A 16,821-nucleotide genomic window follows, 5' to 3' on the forward strand; every position below is an offset into this window, starting at 1 on the left:
ACTCACCTCTTCTCTCGGCGGTCATTCGCCATCACCTCCCCTCCACGCCCCGGATTCCGAACCGTGAAACACCCACGAGACGAGTCGTCCGAGCCGACCCTGGTCGAGGTCGTCTCTCGCCGCGGTGGTCAGGGAGTGGACGACGAACGTCTCGTTCTGGACGTCGACGGTGAGAGTCCCGGGCGTGAGGGTGATGCTGTTCGCCAGTACCGTCCGCTCGAGCCCGTGCTTCGTTCGGGTTGTGAGCGTCGACATCGACGGGTCGATGGGGAGTCGCGGATGGAGGATGATCGCGGCGATGACCACGTTCGCCTTCAGCACCTCCCAGAGCAGCACGGGAAGGAACACGACCATCCGTCCGATTCGAGGGAGTGTCCGGGTGACGGTGGGTTCGTTCCGCATCGCTACTTGCGAGAGCGACAGCGAGACGACCGCTGCACTGATCGCACCGGTGAGATACTCGACTCCGCCGGCGAACCCACCGAGCGAGAGGTAGAACAGGAACGTTGCACCGAACAGTGCGACGAGCCGCCGCACACCGCCGGGGTGGACGAGTCGGCGGCGTCCTCCGCGGGTTGCGGTCGGTGCGAGTTCGACGTCTGTGCCGCCGACGAGTTCACGCAACCGTTCCACCGAGAGTGAGGACTCGGCCGGGAGGATGAGACGGGTTACCGGCTCCGGTCCGATGGACCCCACGACGACCTCTGTACGGCGTTCCGGGTCGGTCTCGTCGACGGGCTTGACTGAAACCACGGTTCGAACTCCACTCCCTGGCTGGAACCGGTCGATCGCGACGTCGAGCCTCGCTTCTGTCCTCCTCGCGGCCCGCGTCTGGTCTGGTGAGCAGACGACGTGTATCACGACAGAGAGCCCTCTACCCGTCTCGAGGTGCGTGTCCCGAGCTTCACGTAACGCGTACTCTACCGTCCGTTCGGCCGTATCCGTCGGCTCGACGAGGACCAGAATGCGCGCGTCTCCGTGTGACTGGGACATCGATGATGTACTGTCCTGTCACAGGGGCTGGAGTGATTACTTTTACGCCACGGACATATCGAACAGGCTGTACTCCGGTGACCAGCTCGAACGCGAGACAGTTGGCTGGTTAGAACGGCCCAGTACTGGGGAGGGGTCACTTTTGGTCGAGAATTGGCGGAGGGTTTATGCACCGGACGCAGTTAGTATTGCACAGGATGAGCAATACTGTAATCGACCCATCGACAGTCGCACGTCGCGTCTCCGAGTCCGACGACGACCCGTTCGTCCTCGACGTTCGGAACGAGGACGACTACGAGGAGTGGCGTATCCCGGGAAGTACGAACCTCCCCATCTACGACGAGCTGCTGGAACACGACTTCTCGACGCTCGAAGAGCAGGTCGACGACCTGCCCGAAGACGAGGAGATAGTCGTCGTCTGCGTCGGCGGGGTCACCTCGTCCCGCGCCGCGAGCTTCCTCCGCGACCGGGGGTTCGACGCGAAGTCGGTCGACGACGGGATGAACGGCTGGGGCCGGGTCCACCGGACGTACGAAATCGACGCAGCCGACGGTATCGTCCAGGTCGTCCGACCCGGAACGGGCTGCGTCTCGTACCTCGCCCACGACGGGGACGAAGCCGTCGTCGTCGACCCGAGCCAGTATCTCGACGAGTACCTCGCGGCGGCCGACGACCGTGACCTCGACATCGTCGGGGTCGCGGACAGCCACGCCCACGCCGACCACATCTCCGGGGCACGGAAGCTCGCCGGGGAACTCGACGTCCCCTACTACCTTCACGACGAGGATTCGGGCGAACTGGACCGCGTCACCGCCATCAAAGACGGCGAGACGATAGCGGTCGGCGACCGTCACATCGACGTCCACCACACGCCGGGACATACACCGGGGAGCGTCTCGTTCGAGTTCGGCGACGCACTCCTCTCGGGTGATACGCTGTTCCTCAGGAGCGTCGGCCGTCCCGACCTCGAGGACGGTTCAGAGGAGGCGGTCCGGACCGCCGCGAGCAAGCTGTTCGACAGCCTCGACCGGCTGACGGACCTGCCGGGCGACACGGTCGTTCTCCCCGGCCACTTCGACGACGAAGAGGTCCGCCCGCTCGCCACCGAACTCGGGGAACTGCTCGACGAATCGACCAACGAACTCCTCAGCTACGTTGAGGACGACGACGAGGATTCGTTCGTCGAGACCATCGTCGACTCCCTCGCAGACGAGCCCGCGAACTACAACGAGATAAAGCAGATAAACTGGGGTAGAGAACAGCCCGACGGGGATTCAGAGTCGCTCGAACTCGGGCCGAACAACTGCGCGGCGAACTAGCGCTTCCCCGAGAGCCATCCGTCCACCCCTCCACCTGCCCACCTACGCCTTCAGGTAGCGTCCCGGCGTCGCTGCGACCGCCAGGAGCAGTGCCGGACCCACGACGAACCCGGCCCACGTTAGCAACGCGGCGACGCCCGCAGCGGCGATACCGCCCCGTATTCTGGGCGACAGCGACCCCCCGTTCCGCAGTGCCAGCGACAGCACCCAGCCGCCGCAGACGAGCGGGACGACGACGAACAGGGCGGTGACGACTGCTGCGGGTGTCGGACCGGTCTGGCCGAGCGCGAGCGCCAGCTGTACCGCCGTGTTCACTCCGCTCGCGAGGACCGTCGCACCGGCACCACCGAGAACGAGGCGAGCCGGCCGGGTCAGCCAGCTTCCCTCCCGCTTCCTCCACACGGCGCCCACCCCTCCCAGGGTCGTGGCCAGGAACGGACCGACGACGACGAGCGGATGCTGTCCCTCCCAGAGGTGCGTCCTGACGAGGTCGTATGGGACCCTCACGTACTCGACAGTCGCGAACGACTCCTCGTAGCCGAGAGACACGCCGGCCGGGCCGGACCGATTCTCCGGCTCGTAGATGGCCACCAGATACGTCGTCTCCGCGTCGACCGGTCTGGCGAGACTCGCGGTCCGGTAGTTCGCCGCCGGTGCGAACGGTTCGTAGGAGGGCCGCTCCGGCCGTTCTCCCTCGACGACGATGGCACCCATCCCGTCGGGGACGGTTACGCCTGGCGGGACCCCCTCTGTTCCGTTCAGTGACGGACTCATGACGACTATAGAGGGGGTGAACGCCGACCGTTCGGGTGTGAACGTCCCGACCTGCAGTCGCTCGCCGGCACCCAGCGAGAAGCGGTAGTACTTCGCACCGCCTCCGCCCAGGGTGTCGTAGAACGCCCACGACTTGGCCGCGTCCGGGACCTCGACCGCCCGTTCTGGGCTGGTGTTGTCGACGGGGAAGCTCGGGACGTGAGCGAGAACCGGCGCTGCTAGCAGGACGAGGAGACAGACGACGACGCCCGCACGGGCCGTTCTCACCATACCACCTACAGGTGTTCGCGGGGTATCACGATGCTGCCTTACGAGACGAGGGAATACCCAGTCGAGCACCAGGTGGACACGGACCCTGCGGTGATATCTCGCCGCGGGAGGTGGCCGCGCTCACCGACTCCAGACACCCTGGGCTAAGTCGGCCCACGCCGCGATGGCCGCGTGCGGCAGGGTCAACACCGCGAGCAGGACGAGGTAGACCGCGACCGTACCGGACAGGGTGAGCCGCGCCGCCGGGAGTGCGAGGAACAGCCCGCCCATGAACACGAGGGCTACGGCCGTCAGCGGGGCGGCGTCCCGCGCGAAGCGCACCAATCCAGGCACGAGACGACCTCGTTCGAAGCCGGCGACCGCCGGTGGGTCGAGTAGCTCGAGTCTGAATACGTGTCGCAAAGAGTGCCAGAGCGGGAAGTACACCCCGATGGCGACGACCGGCGGGACGACGGCGAAGAAGCCGACCAGCAGGAGCGTCTCGCCGGCGTCGAACAGCCAGTCGGCCCGGCTTGAGTCGTCACGACGCGAGTCGGCCCGGCTTGAGTCGTCACGACGCGAGTCGGCCCGGCTTGAGTCGTCACGACGCGAGTCGGCCCGGCTTGAGTCGTCACGGTTCGCACCACGACGGGCTCCCAGAACGAGTGTCGTCGCGAGGAGAAGACCGAAGCAGGCGCCGATGGTCAGCCGTGTCGAGAGTGTGAACAGACCGGCGAGCCCGGACGAAGCCGTCGGGTCGACCGCCTCGACCACGAGCGTCGCTACCCTGCGGAACTCGTCGGGGTGAGCGAGCAGGGGGACCAGCATCGGAATCGCTCCGCGGACGGCCGCTACCAGCAGTCGTTCGCCACGTGTCCGCAAGTGACCGGCTCGGTCGACTGCGACGAGGCTGTAGAGGTCGCCCAGTCCCCAGTGTGCGGCGGTCAGGCAGACGAAGAGGACGAACGCGGCAGCAGGTTCGACGAGCCAGCAGCCCAGATACGTTCCGCCGAGGAGCAGGTAGACCACACCCACGGTCGCGAGCGGGTAGGCCCGGGCGAACCTGGAAAGACGGCGTCCGAGCCGCCTTCCGAGGATTCGGGTACCGGCGGTGTTTCCAGTGGCTCGGCGGCCGGTGTCTACCGCTTCCGTCGCAGGGCCGGCCGGCGTGAGGAGCCGACGGACCAGCAGGTGGTCGACCGCCCCGTGTGAGAGCCCGAAGAGGAACACGCTGAGCAACAACAGGCCGTATCCGAGTCTGGTGTGCAGCCGGTACCCGGCCGCGGTGAGGAGCGTGAGAACAAGCAGTACGCCCCAGACGGGTACGAATCCACGGCGACGGAGCACGCTGCGAACGCCGTCGAGTGCCGGCTTCGCGTCGGTCACCCTGCTGGTCCCGGTCAGCTCGGGCTTCCGCCCCCTCGCTTGTGCGGGCCTCGTCATGGGCTCGCCGGTGTCGCGTCGGGAACGGACTCGTCTACGGGCTCGGGGCGTTCGACGACCCAGAGGAACAGCACGAGCCCCTGGACGACGAACACGTTCGTGACAAGGAAGAACAGCCCCTCCTCCACGGGGAGCCCGGCGACGGTCACGCCGGTCGTGAACCGTGGCGACAGCACCCAGATGCCGAGTTCGATGGCGACCCTGTCCGCGACCGAGAGGTACACGGTCGGGACCAGGACAGCGAGCGCGGTCAGCCGACGGGTACGGACGAGCTCCTGCCAGCCGAAGCCCCACTGGAGTGCGAGGACCGGCCCGGCCCAGGCGAGTATCGCACCCAGATACAGGGTTCGTTCGCCCGTCAGGAAGACGAGTCCGCTCGCGCCGACCAGCAGCCCGGCCACGGCGCCACCGATCCGGGCCCGTGTCGAGACCGCCACCCAGCTACGTTCGGCTTCGTAGGCGTCACCTCCCGGTCGCGCTCCCGACAGCCGTTCCCGCAGGACGACGAGCCAGAGCGCGGTCAGCAACGGCTGCAGGAGGATGAACAGGTACTCCTCGAGCGGCGCGCGGTAGAGCGTCGCCAGGACGGCGTCATCGCCGTACCACCATACCCCTCGCGCGATGAGGGCGTTGTCCCACGGCACCGTATAGACGAAACCGATGGCGGTGACGAGCGCCGTTCCGGCGACGAACGTCCGCGTGAGCCGTCGTCGGGCGAGGACGGCCAGCGCGACGAGTGGCGGCACGAGCACGAGAGCCAGGAAGGCGAAGTAGGTCGGTGTGTCGAACATTGGTGGTAGATGCCGAGAACGGATGGTTCGTGCGCGTCAGTCACGTCGGCACGAACTGACGCATTTTCGAGCGGGGACTACCGCACCGTCAGGCGACTTCGGCAACTGCGGCAGTCGGCTTGGTCGCCGCCTCGAGGACACTGCGCGAGCGCAGCAGCAGGTAGCCGAACCCCACTTTCGCCGAGAGGTCGAGGACCATGAACACCGCCGTCTCCCAGTAGAGCGGCAGGATGCCGATGGTGCCTTCGGTCCCGAGTATCCAGACGACCGGGTAGAGCAGCCACAGGAAGATGGTCAGGTTCCGCAGCGTGGCGAACAGCTTGGCGGCTTCTCCGGAGCGCGTCTTCGCCTGCTCGGAGAGCGTCCCGACCAGGAAGTACAGTAACACCAGTAGGGAACCGGTGCTGATACCCCACCAGAGGATGCGGTACGCTGCGACGGCTTCGAGCGTCGCGATTGCGCCGGTCGCGATCATGAACACGTCGATACCGACGAGCGTCGCGATGGTGTTCCGGTTCGCCCCGGCAAGCAGCGCGAGGTCGAACAACAGCAACGGCGTGGTGAACACCCAGTCAGCGTACCGTGCCCAGTAGATGTCGAGCGTCCTGTCGCCCACTTGAACCTGCGTCAACCCGAATCCGGTCGCCATCAGCAGGTACATCGTCGCGGCGATGGCGGTGATGAATATCGTCGCGATGTAGAACTTCTGCATCTCTACGTCTCTGACGCCCCGCCCCCGTCCGACGAAGTACAACGTACCGATGGTCATCCCGATGGTCCCGATCCACAGCCATATCGACTCTGCTCCCGGTGTAGCCATGGAACAGTATAGTCGCCGTAACTCAATAAGTAGAGCGACAATTCACTATTAAATTTATAATCCTATATTCAAATAATATCTTCACGTACTCGTGTCATATGGACGGTACGGACGGTGTACCTGTCGAGCAGCCTGTATCTAACTGACCGACGACGTTATATGCTATTCAGCTACAGAAACGCATCGTACAGTGATGGAACGAGAGGATAGCTTCGACGACCCGATCGCGTCCGCCGTGGTAGCCGGCACGGCGTACGAACGACTCCGGGTACGGCGGTTCAGTCTGTTCTCCCAGTCGATCCCCAGGAAGCTCGCGTGGCAGGGCATCATCCTCCTGGGACTGGCACTGGTGCTACCGCTCGCGATGACCCTGCCCGAGTCGACACGGACGTTCTTCCCCGGCGGAGACCCGGTATGGTCTGCGCCGAAGATACTGCTCCTGGGTGCCTACGCGGGAACTATCGAACTCGTCGGCGGAGCAGGACTCGTCTACGTGGCCTCCCGTCGACTCCAGAGCGACGACGACCTGAGCGAGCACGAAGCGCGAAGGTTACTGAACGTCGAGGACGTGGCGTCGATGATAAGCCTGGTCACAGGCGCGGTCGCCGTCTTCGCCGTCGACGGGTTCTTGCTTCTGGGCCACGGCGGCGAGCCGGCGGTCCGGAGCTTCCTCGCGGCCGGTGGGCGGAACCCGTTCGCCGGGACACCGGTTCCGGTCTCTGCGGTCGTGGTCGCGGTCCCCGCCGTACTCCTCGCCGCGTTCCTGTTCGCCTGGAGCTGGCATCTCAACAGGCGACTCCCGGAGACCGCCTGAGCTGGTGACGTGGTTACCCCTTTTCCGCGTTGACCCACAGTAGTAGTTCTCCTCGCGAGCCGTCCTGCTCGACTCCTCACCTGCCCGCGACAAGTCTTTTTAGGCCCGCCTAAAAGTCGGGGCATGCAGGACGAATCGACGGCGGAGACCCTGGCCGACGACCGCCTCATCGGGACGCTCGAACAGATACCGCCGACTGGAACACTGTGGTTCGAAGTACGGGCGAGCAGGTTCCGCACCGAGGCCATCCTCTGTCACACCGGAGACTCGGTTTCCGCCTGGCAGAACTCCTGCCCGCACGACCCCGAGGTCAAGCTCGACAGGGGGTTCGGTGCGTTCGTGATCGGGGGACAGCTCGTCTGTCACAAACACGGTGCACGGTTCAACTGCGACGACGGTTTCTGTACCCACGGACCGTGTCGGGGCTGCATCCTCGAACCCATCGCCGTGACGGTCCACGACGACGAGGTCTACCTGACCGACGACCGGTTCGACTCGTGTCGGCCGCTCGGTGAGTACTGAGCGGCCGGCTCGGGAGCGACGTCCGCGGCGTCGAACAGCTGTCGGTTCCGCCCAATATGGTGCGGAATCAAAACTACCTTGCCACCGCGCCGCGCAGGAACCCGTACGCAGGTGGTTTCTGTGACCAAGAAACGCGAATACACGGACGACTATCCGGACAAGAAGCTGTACATCCCGGGCCCGACGGAAGTGCGAGAGGACGTCATCGAGGCGATGTGCGAGCCGATGTTCGGTCACCGCATGGACCGGATGACGGACCTCTACACGACCATCGTCGAGGACACGAAGGAGTTCCTCGGCACCGACAACGACGTCATCATCCTCACCGGGTCGGGGACCGAGTTCATGGAGAGCTCCATCCTCAACCTCGCAGACGAGCACGTACTCTGTACGACCTGCGGCAGTTTCAGCGAGCGACAGGCGAACGTCGCCGAGCGCCTCGGCAAGACCGTCGACACGCTCGAGTACGACTGGGGACAGGCCGTCAAGCCCGAAGACGTCCGCGCGGCGCTCGAAGAGAGCGAGACCGACTACGACGTCGTCACCTGCGTGATGAACGAGAGCTCGACGGGCATCCGCAACCCCATCGAGGAGATCGGCGACGTCGTCGCCGAGTACCCGGACACCTACTTCGTCGTCGACGCAGTCTCCTCGCTCGGTGGCGACCACGTCGACATCGACGAGCACGGCATCGACGTCATCTTCACGTCCGTACAGAAGGCGTTCGCGATGCCGCCGGGTCTCGCCGTCTGCGTCGTCAGCGACGACGCCTACGAACGAGAACTCGAGAAGGACTCCGCGTCGTGGTACGGCGGCTTCCAGCGGTCGCTCGACTACTACGACCGGAAGGGCCAGACACACTCCACGCCCGCGATTCCGGTCATGCTCGCCTACCGGAAGCAGATGAAACACATGCTCGACGAGAGCCACGCGGAACGCGACCGCCGCCACCGTGAGATGGCCGAGTACACCCGCGACTGGGCCCGCGAACACTTCGACATGTTCCCCGAGGAGGGCTACGAGTCACAGACCGTGAGCTGCATCGAGAACACCCGCGGAATCGACGTCGCTGGAACCATCGACGCCGTCTCCGAAGAGTACGACATGGTCTTCTCGAACGGCTACGGCTCCGCGCTCGGCGAGAAGACGTTCCGTATCGGTCACATGGGCGAACACGACGTAGAGTCGATCGAGGAACTGACCGACGCCATCGAGGACGTCGCCGGGCTCTGAACGGTCGAAATCAGCGCCGACGCGTCCGACGGGGCAATCTACGACGTGTTTCTCCCGTCTTCACAGACGCCCGACAGTCCTGCCCGGGTCGGTCATCCGAATCGACGTGCTCGCGTGGTCTGCCTCCGAAGGTACGTAGATGTCCGTACTCGTGACCGTCGTGGCACCTGGGTTGACGATGCCGACGGGACAGGTACGGCTGGCGATGACGGCGTCCTGCTCGTCGTGCAACCGTATCTCGACCTCGACGTCGGCTGCATCGCCGTCGTTCGTGAGACTGAACTCGACACGGCAGACCTGGTCCCTGAGTGCCACCACAGAGGCCTCGTCTCCGTCCTCGCCGTAGAATTCGAGGCTATCGACGGTGACGTGCCCCGTCTCCGTTCCGATGTACCTGAACAGTCGGTCGGACACGTTCTCGTACAGTCCGTACCCCTCCGACCCCTCCTCGTAGAGGACACCGATAGGGTTGAGGTCGGCCCGGAGGTCGCTGGCGATAGTGGTGCGGTTCATCGTGTTCGTCTTCAGCCGACGGTAGTCGCTGACGAACGGGTCAAACACCGCCGGAAGGTCGCCGTCGTGTAGCTTCGCGAAGGCCCTCAGTTCGTCGTCGAAGTCGAGTATCGGCGGGAGCGGTACGGGAAGCTCGCGCTCGACCACCCAGGGCTCCGGCGCTGGCTCCGACGCCGTCGCCGCAACACTGGCTGGAGCGGCGTCCTCCTCGAAGTAGCCGAGGCTATCGAGCAGTACACCGAGGACCGCGCTGAGAACCGTGACGAACAGCACTCCCACGGTGAGGATGTCCGAGATGGGTCGCGGTAACGTGACCTGAAAGAACGCGATGAACACGCAGGTCACGGCGACGACGATGAGGAGGAAGGACAGGAGAATCGGTGTCACACCGACGTCAGACCGTCGGACGGCCTCCGGCTCACCCCTGCGGCGAACGGACCCCTCGCTCCGTCTCGGGAGCGACATCGTTCACTTCACCCCCGCCGTCTCCGCCCGTCTCGCGGAGCCGGCCCGCGTGACGACCTGAACGAGGTGAGACACCCATAGACCGGCGGTGAACCCGAAGAGCGTCCCGACCGTCGTGATTCGGACCGTCTCTTCGAGTGGTGCGAACGCTGTGAGGATACACAGCCCCCCGAAGAGGAGCATGAGCGCGTACTGGACGCGTGTCTCTCGGTTGAACAAACGTACGTCGTCGAGCATGGTCGGTGAAGATAGGCGTTTCAGGGCGTTAACGCAGCGCCACGGTACCCTGATACGTTCCGCTGGGCGTTGCGGCCGGCGGTGTCGAAAGGGCGACGTTCTGCTGCCGTACTCAGGACTTCGTGTTCTTCTCTTCGTGCCCCGGAACCGGTGACGGCTTCTCGATGCCCTCCGTGACGAACTGCTCGCGGACGCGTCTGGTCACGTCGGACTTGAAGACGAACTCGTTTCGCGTGTCGTTCACGTACGCCTTCCCCCGGACGACCTGGTAGTACAGCTCGTCCTCGGTGAGGACGACGAACGGTCGTTTCTCCGAGACGAACACGTACCGCGAGGTGACCATGGCCTCCTCGACGATGTGCATCGCCCTCTCGAGGTCCGCGTCCGCCGAGACGTAGAACTCTACCACGACGAGCATCTCCGCCTGCCCGGCGTTCGCGTTCGCGACCGCGCCACTGAACACGGAGTCGTTCGGGACGACCACGAGCGTGTCGTTGGGAGTCTGGAGCCGCGTCGACCGGATGCCGATATCCGTCACCTCGCCGTAGTGGCCGTCGAGCGTGACTTTGTCACCGATCTTGTACGGGCGCTCGACGATGAGGATGAGCCCGCCGAAGATACTCGAGAAGAGGTCCTTGAGACCGAAGCCGATGGCTGCCCCGATGAGGCCGGAGATGGCGAGCAGTTGGTTCGGCGTGAGCGCGAGCACCCCGCCGACGATGTAGTACGTGACTGCACCGTACACCAGGGCCTTGAACAGCGGCAGTACCATCTTCACCGTGATCCGGTGCTTCACCGTTCGCTCTGCGAGCTTCGAGACGACGAATCCGAACGTCTGGACCAGCAGATAGGCGACGACGACGATGGTGAGCGAACTGACGATGTCCACGACGCCGAAGGTGATGTCGGGGATGCCAGACTGGAGCGTCACCATATGATCCGCCGCCGCTCGAGCGATTCCACGAGTTGTTTCAACGTGGCGGGTCTGAGTTCTACGAGGTCACCGTCCACGGTGAGGACCTGTTGTCTCACCAGCTGTCCCAGCGCCCGGTCGAGGTCGGGGTGTGCTACCACGTCGTACAGTTCGTCGTACGATATTCGCTCCTTCGTCAGGAGGACCTGTAACAGGAACGCGGTATCGTAGTCCAGCCCGAGTTCGCCGTCCGGTTCACGGAGCGCACTGAACTCGAGTCGTCCGTCGGAGATGCGCTCTTCCCAGAGGTACCTCGCGACACCGGGGTTCCCATCGGCCACCTGTGTGAGCCGCTCGAAGAAGAGGGTCTCTACGGGCTCTCCGTCGTTCTTCGTCACCCGTCTCACGATCTCGTCGACGTTCGGCACGACGTACGGGAGGTGAAGCTTCCGGTCACGGCCGAACGAGAGTGGATAGTCTCGTCGCACCAGCAACGGCTCGGCTATCGAACCCCTATCGTCGACGAGCTCCGGGACGTCGTCGTTCTCGGCCAGGAGGAACACCTGTAGGTACTCCCTGTCGAGGTGACCGAGGCGAATCTGCGTCGGGAAGGTCCGTTCGAGGTCCTTCACGGCAACCAGATAGTCCCACGAGTAGGTATTCCAGGAGGTGACGACGAGTCCGTCGAAGGTCGCGACCTGGCGCAAGAACCGATCGAACCCGTCGAACCCGCCGATACGGCGAACGAACAGGTGCTGGCAGTCGTCGACGATGACGACGTCGCCATCGCCCAGGTCGAGCCCTCGGCTACACTCCATCGTCGGGCCACACCGTATCCGGGTCGCCCGCTCGCCGAACTTGTCCGCTGCGACGTCGAGGAACCGCTCGCGCCCACCGAACGGCTCTGACAGAACCGCGATAGCACCCCGCGTCCCCCCGTCGGCGTCCGAGAGAGCCGATTCGAACGCCTCCCTCTCTTCACTGAATCCGGTCAGGAGCTGGGTGCTGGAACTCATATTCGATATATTACATCACCTACAATCATAAAGTCCCGTACTGGTCCGTTCTGCGTCGAGGAGACTCTGTGCAGTGGTTCCTGCAACGGCCGGCCGTTCCGGAGACGTAATCTAGTAGCGCGTCTGAACGTTCCGTCGAGGGAGAAGAACCGATGACGTTGGCGAATATCGAGCGATACGACGGGGACCGCACGCGATCTCTCGGAGACCGGGCCGTGGTCGCCGGCGGAAGCATCGCGGGCCTCTGCGCGGCGCGGGTCCTCGCTGATTCGTTCGACGAGGTCGCGGTCCTCGAACGGGACACCATCCCCAGCGAGCCAGCGAGTCGCGACGGGGCGCCTCAGACCAGCCAGCCTCACGCGATGCTCGAAGCCGGTCGCGTGACGCTCGAAGATCTCTTCCCCGGCTTCAGTGCAGACGTCCGGACTGCCGGCGGCCTGCAACTCGACATGACCGCGGACCTCGTCTGGTACGACCAGGGCGGGACAATCGCCGAAGCGGAGAGCGAGCTCGAGGCACTCTACGCGAGCCGCCCGTTGTTCGAACACGTCGTCCGCGAACGGGTCCGCGAACACGAGAACGTCCGACTTCGCGGTGGCTGTCGATTCGTCGACTACGAACACGACGCCGACGGGGACCGAGTGACGGGTGTCCGTTTCCGAGACGAGACCGGGGCCGAACGAACACTCGGTGCGGCGCTCACCGTCGACGCGACCGGACGGAACAGCCGGACGCCGAAGTGGCTGGAGACGAACGGCTATCCCTCGCCTGCGGTCGACGCAGTTCACGTCGACGTGAGCTACAGCACCGTCCGTATCAGCCGGCCACCGGAACGTCAGTGCGGCGTTCTCGTCGCACCGGAGCCGCACCGCCCGCGGGGCGCGGCGATGCTCCCCGTCGAGGGAGACCGGTGGGAGGTCCTGCTTCAGGGACTTCACGGTGAGCGGGCGCCGACCGACCGGGAAACGTTCGTCCGGTGGGCCGAGTCGCTCCCGCTCGACCACATCGGTCGCCAGCTCCGCGAGCAGGAGTGGCTATCGGAGATCCAGCAGTACCCGTTTCCGGCGAGCGTCAGACGGCACTACGAGTCGCTGGACCGCTTCCCGGACGGCCTCGTCGTCACCGGCGACGCGCTGGCGAGCTTCAATCCCGTCTACGGGCAGGGGATGTCGGTCGCGGCGCTGGATGCGGTCTCGCTGCATCACGAACTCACCGGTGGACTCACCGGGCTCGGCCCGCGGTTCTTCGACCGGGCGGCCGGTACCGTCGACGAGGCGTGGAAGATCGCCGTCGGGAAGGACTTCGTCTTCGAGCAGACGACCGGGGCGAAGCCGGTCGGGACCGACCTGTTCAACCGCTACCTCGCGCGGCTCCTGCGGCGGTCGCACACCGACGGGAAGCTGACAGAAGCCTTCTTCCGCGTGTTCCGACTCGAGCGCCCCGCGACCAGCGTACTCCACCCGCGTGTCGTCTGGCGAGTGTTCCGTCCACGGGTCGACTCCGTGCCGGAGCCAGCGGAGTAGCACCTCGGGCTACCGAGCAGTTCACTTTTCACTCACCGGACACGATTCGGACCATGGTCCGCACACGCGACACAGGGGAGACGGTGCAGGAGTTCGCCAGGCGGTTCGTCGATGGAGCGTTCGACGAGATGGCCGACCTGCTCACCGAGGACGGACGAGACGCGGTCGTCGAGTCCTTTCCCACCGATTTCCAGCAGGGACCGATGGACGCTGAGGACGCCTTCGAACAGTACTGGTGGGGACTATACGGCCAGTATGGCCCGCCGGTGGGGGTCGACGAGCTGGCCGTCGAGGGCGCCGATGCGACTGTTGATTGCTCCGAGGCGACCATCACTCTTGAATTCGAGGAGGATACCGAAACAGCCCATCTCGAGGTCGATAACGGTGGAATCGCTGCGTTCTCGTTCTCACCCGCCTACCGGACACCCGGCTACGTCGACGAGAACGGTTTCGACGAGCGCGATGTGACCGTCGACGCCGGAGACGTGGAGTTGGACGGCATCTGTACGGTACCCGACGGTGATGGTCCGTTCCCGGCCGTCGTCTTCGTTCACGGGGCTGGTGTCCACGACCCGGACGGGACGGTTGGCGCCTCGAAGTTGCTCAGAGACGTCGCGTGGGGGCTCGCCAGCGAGGGTATCGCCTCACTTCGCTACGAGAGCCGACTCGCAGCCCACGAGGTCGACGACGAGAACCACACGCTCGATACGGTCGTCGTCGACGACGCGGTCGCCTCGGTGGAGACGCTCGCAGCCACGGAACGCGTCGACGAGGACGCCGTGTTCGTCGCAGGGCACAGCCAGGGCGGGATGGCGGCTCCGAGGATCGCCGACCGACACGGCGGCGTCGCCGGCGTGGTGAGCCTCGACGGCTCGCCCGAAAGTACGCTCGCCCCCGAACACGCCGACATCATCCGGTACGAGTTCGAACGAGACGGTGACCTCGACGAGGAGCAGGAGGCCCAGCTCGAGGAGGACCGCGAGACCCTCCGGCGAATCCGTGCGGGAGAGTTCGACGACGACGAGACCATCATGGGACGGCCGGGAACCTGGCACCGGAGCCTGAACGAGTACGACCCGAAAGCCACCGCCAGCGGCCTCCACGTCCCTCTCTACGTTGCGAACACGTTCCTGGCCGACGAGGAGGCCCAGCCCGAGGTTGCGTCGTTCCTCCGCGACCGCGTCGAGGCGTGGAAGACCGCCGGGCTCCCGGGCGGAAGCAGCGTCAAACTCTACGAGGGCGTCGATCACTTCTTTCAGGAGGGACACGCCCCGAAGACGCCGCTCAGCCTCTACTTCGGTGGGACCGTCACCGAGGACCTGGTAACGGACAGTGCAGCGTGGATTCACGACGTCGCGATGCTGTGACCGGGGACGCGTAACCCGTTTCTCAAGTGGGCTCTCGCGAGTCAGGGAAGCTCGGTCGGGGCGACGTCGAACCGCTTGAGGAACTCCTGGACGGCATCGTCCGACCCGACGATGGTCATCCGTTCGTCTCCGGTGAACTCCCGCTGCGGGTCGACCGCCACCGTCTTCCCGTCGTCTTCGATGGCGATGACACGACAGCCCGTCTGCTCGTAGATGCCCGAGTCCGCGAGCGTCGAGCCGGCGAACGGCGTGGTCGGCACGCGGACGAGCCGGACCTGGCTCGCGGGTGCGAGTACGTCCTCGCCCCGAAGCTCCTTGGCGACCATCCTGGCACTCACCTGCGGAACCGACAGGACGTAGTCGGCGCCGGCGGTGAAAGCCTTCTGTGTGGCGTCCGAATCGCTCACTCGAACGAGGACCTCGATCTCCGGGTTGAGCGACTGCGCCAGGACCGTCGTGAGGAGCGCGACCGAGTCGTCCGGGACGCCGACGATGATGGCACCGGCATCCTCGACGCCCGCCGCTGTCAGTAACTCCCTGGAGCCACCGTTCCCGACGATGTCGACGCCTGGTTTGTCTTCTGCGTCGATGGACACGACGTCGCCTCCCGCCTCTTCGATGACCGACCGGGCCGCCCTGCCGACTTCACCCAGGCCGACGAGGACGAAGCGTTCGTGCTCCGTGAACGAGCGGAGGGGGCGGGTGAACTCGCTCAGCTCCTTGAGTGCGCTCTCCTCGCCCGAGACCAGGAGGACGGTGTTCGGACGGACGATGGCGTCCGGACTGGGCGGTAACTGCAACTCCCCGTCTATCCAGGCACCGACGATGGTTGCCCCCGTCCGCTCTCTGACACGGGTGTCCCGGATCTTCCGGCCGACCAGTTCGCTCGAGTCCGAGACCGGAATCTCCATCAGTTTCGTGTTTCCGCCGATCTCGATGGTGTCCCTGAGTTCTGCGCTGAACGAAGCGACGGCCTTCTCTGCGAGACGGTGCCCCAGAACTCCGTGGGGGGACAGCACGGTATCCGCACCGACCGCGTACAGTACCTCCTCCATATCGCTGTCGTCGGTCAGTGCGATGATGTCCACATCCGGTCGCACCGATCGGATGGTGAGTATCGTGTTGACGTTGGCGTCACCGGCGTCGGTGATGACCGCCCGCGCGGTGTAGATGCTCGCACGCTCGAACGACTCCGTCTCCTGTGGGGAGCCGTCGATGGCTGCGTACCCGCGGTTCGAGAGCGCTTCCGCGTCGTCCCGCGAAGAGGAGATGAGCACGTAATCGATGTCGAGCTCCCGCAGCTCCTCCAGAAGGACCGCGGAGTCGCGCCGGTACTCGCAGATGATGACGTGGTCGTTCTTCCGGCTGAGCCGGTCGTCGAGGTTGACCTCGGCACCGGTGAACAGGGGGATGATGATGAGACGGAGCGTGAAGAAGCCGATGGCGATGCCGGATATCTGTATCAGGGCGACGAACAGGAACATGAGCGGATGGCTCCAGAGACCCGAGTCCTGCCCGTACCCGGTGGTCGTCATCGTCTGCACGACGAACTCGAAGGACGCGAATATCGACTGGTCGACGCCCTCCAGCTGCGCCATCGCGTAGTTGTACGAGACCGTGTACAGGAGCACGAGCACCACGAGACCGGCGAGATAGTAGATAACGTGCCGGATGCGTCGGCTCGGTTCGAGTCTGCGGAGCGGCTCTGGTAGCGAGAACATCGTCTGATAGTCTACTATAGTATCGAATCCGAGAAAAGCATACTCTCCGGGTGTGCAGTCCCCACAAGACTGGGATGCTCGTCATCAGTGGTCGAGCACCCCGCGGGG

16 protein-coding genes are annotated in these 16,821 nt (G+C 65.0%); 6 read left to right on the forward strand and 10 right to left on the reverse strand.

Translation table 11 applies throughout. From position 1 onward, the window contains the following. Positions 1-21: 21 nt before the first annotated feature. Positions 22-753 carry a Na+/H+ antiporter subunit E gene (locus tag ACSC1Y_RS03315; RefSeq protein ID WP_435333258.1) on the reverse strand — a complete coding sequence of 244 codons (732 nt, stop codon included), beginning with the start codon at positions 751-753 and terminating at the stop codon, positions 22-24. A 437-nt stretch (positions 754-1,190) separates the two neighbouring features. Here ACSC1Y_RS03315 and ACSC1Y_RS03320 point away from each other — a divergent pair, with 437 nt between their 5' ends. After that, positions 1,191-2,312, forward strand: coding sequence for an MBL fold metallo-hydrolase (locus ACSC1Y_RS03320; protein ID WP_435333259.1), 1,122 nt, complete (start codon positions 1,191-1,193; stop codon positions 2,310-2,312). A gap of 42 nt (positions 2,313-2,354) precedes the next feature. Here the strand turns inward: ACSC1Y_RS03320 and ACSC1Y_RS03325 are convergent, their stop codons facing one another. The 4 genes from ACSC1Y_RS03325 to ACSC1Y_RS03340 all read right to left on the reverse strand — a co-directional run bounded on the left by ACSC1Y_RS03325 (position 2,355) and on the right by ACSC1Y_RS03340 (position 6,389). Continuing rightward, the gene (locus tag ACSC1Y_RS03325) at positions 2,355-3,356 is read right to left on the reverse strand and encodes a hypothetical protein (RefSeq protein ID WP_435333260.1); all 1,002 of its coding nucleotides are present in this window, start codon (positions 3,354-3,356) and stop codon (positions 2,355-2,357) included. 120 nt (positions 3,357-3,476) lie between these two features. Beyond that, positions 3,477-4,778 (reverse strand): Brp/Blh family beta-carotene 15,15'-dioxygenase, encoded by a 1,302-nt coding sequence (locus tag ACSC1Y_RS03330; RefSeq protein WP_435333261.1) that lies wholly within the window; start codon positions 4,776-4,778, stop codon positions 3,477-3,479. Next, positions 4,775-5,569 (reverse strand): lycopene cyclase domain-containing protein, encoded by a 795-nt coding sequence (locus ACSC1Y_RS03335; RefSeq protein ID WP_435333262.1) that lies wholly within the window; start codon positions 5,567-5,569, stop codon positions 4,775-4,777. Before ACSC1Y_RS03335 ends, ACSC1Y_RS03330 begins: the two co-directional genes overlap by 4 nt. An 88-nt stretch (positions 5,570-5,657) precedes the next feature. Beyond that, positions 5,658-6,389: a bacteriorhodopsin gene (locus ACSC1Y_RS03340; RefSeq protein ID WP_435333263.1), complete on the reverse strand. Its 732-nt coding sequence runs from the start codon at positions 6,387-6,389 to the stop codon at positions 5,658-5,660. A gap of 193 nt (positions 6,390-6,582) precedes the next feature. Here ACSC1Y_RS03340 and ACSC1Y_RS03345 point away from each other — a divergent pair, with 193 nt between their 5' ends. The 3 genes from ACSC1Y_RS03345 (at position 6,583) to ACSC1Y_RS03355 (ending at position 8,958) form a co-directional block, all read left to right on the forward strand. Beyond that, positions 6,583-7,203, forward strand: coding sequence for a hypothetical protein (locus ACSC1Y_RS03345; RefSeq protein ID WP_435333264.1), 621 nt, complete (start codon positions 6,583-6,585; stop codon positions 7,201-7,203). 123 nt (positions 7,204-7,326) lie between these two features. Continuing rightward, positions 7,327-7,725 (forward strand): Rieske (2Fe-2S) protein, encoded by a 399-nt coding sequence (locus ACSC1Y_RS03350; protein WP_435333265.1) that lies wholly within the window; start codon positions 7,327-7,329, stop codon positions 7,723-7,725. Between the two features lie 120 nt (positions 7,726-7,845). Further along, positions 7,846-8,958: a pyridoxal-phosphate-dependent aminotransferase family protein gene (locus ACSC1Y_RS03355; RefSeq protein WP_435333266.1), complete on the forward strand. Its 1,113-nt coding sequence runs from the start codon at positions 7,846-7,848 to the stop codon at positions 8,956-8,958. A 60-nt stretch (positions 8,959-9,018) separates the two neighbouring features. Here ACSC1Y_RS03355 and ACSC1Y_RS03360 read toward each other — a convergent pair whose 3' ends face one another. The 4 genes from ACSC1Y_RS03360 to ACSC1Y_RS03375 form a co-directional block, all read right to left on the reverse strand. Beyond that, positions 9,019-9,858, reverse strand: a complete 840-nt coding sequence (locus tag ACSC1Y_RS03360) for a hypothetical protein (RefSeq protein WP_435333267.1) — start codon at positions 9,856-9,858, stop codon at positions 9,019-9,021. An 81-nt stretch (positions 9,859-9,939) separates the two neighbouring features. Next, positions 9,940-10,173: a hypothetical protein gene (locus ACSC1Y_RS03365; RefSeq protein ID WP_435333268.1), complete on the reverse strand. Its 234-nt coding sequence runs from the start codon at positions 10,171-10,173 to the stop codon at positions 9,940-9,942. A gap of 112 nt (positions 10,174-10,285) precedes the next feature. Then, positions 10,286-11,107 carry a mechanosensitive ion channel family protein gene (locus ACSC1Y_RS03370; RefSeq protein WP_435333269.1) on the reverse strand — a complete coding sequence of 274 codons (822 nt, stop codon included), beginning with the start codon at positions 11,105-11,107 and terminating at the stop codon, positions 10,286-10,288. After that, complete coding sequence (locus ACSC1Y_RS03375; RefSeq protein WP_435333271.1) at positions 11,101-12,102, reverse strand: hypothetical protein; 1,002 nt, start codon at positions 12,100-12,102, stop codon at positions 11,101-11,103. The genes ACSC1Y_RS03370 and ACSC1Y_RS03375 overlap by 7 nt, the downstream gene beginning before the upstream one ends. 152 nt (positions 12,103-12,254) lie before the next feature. Here ACSC1Y_RS03375 and ACSC1Y_RS03380 point away from each other — a divergent pair, with 152 nt between their 5' ends. After that, positions 12,255-13,625, forward strand: a complete 1,371-nt coding sequence (locus ACSC1Y_RS03380) for an FAD-dependent oxidoreductase (protein ID WP_435333272.1) — start codon at positions 12,255-12,257, stop codon at positions 13,623-13,625. Positions 13,626-13,678: 53 nt separating this feature from the next. Continuing rightward, complete coding sequence (locus tag ACSC1Y_RS03385) at positions 13,679-14,992, forward strand: dienelactone hydrolase family protein (protein WP_435333273.1); 1,314 nt, start codon at positions 13,679-13,681, stop codon at positions 14,990-14,992. A gap of 41 nt (positions 14,993-15,033) precedes the next feature. Here the strand turns inward: ACSC1Y_RS03385 and ACSC1Y_RS03390 are convergent, their stop codons facing one another. Next, entirely contained in the window at positions 15,034-16,713 is a 1,680-nt protein-coding gene (locus tag ACSC1Y_RS03390) for a potassium channel family protein (RefSeq protein ID WP_435333274.1), read from the reverse strand. Positions 16,714-16,821 lie beyond the last annotated feature (108 nt).

The organism is Haloarchaeobius lipolyticus (genome assembly GCF_051208015.1).
Lineage (GTDB): Archaea > Halobacteriota > Halobacteria > Halobacteriales > Natrialbaceae > Haloarchaeobius.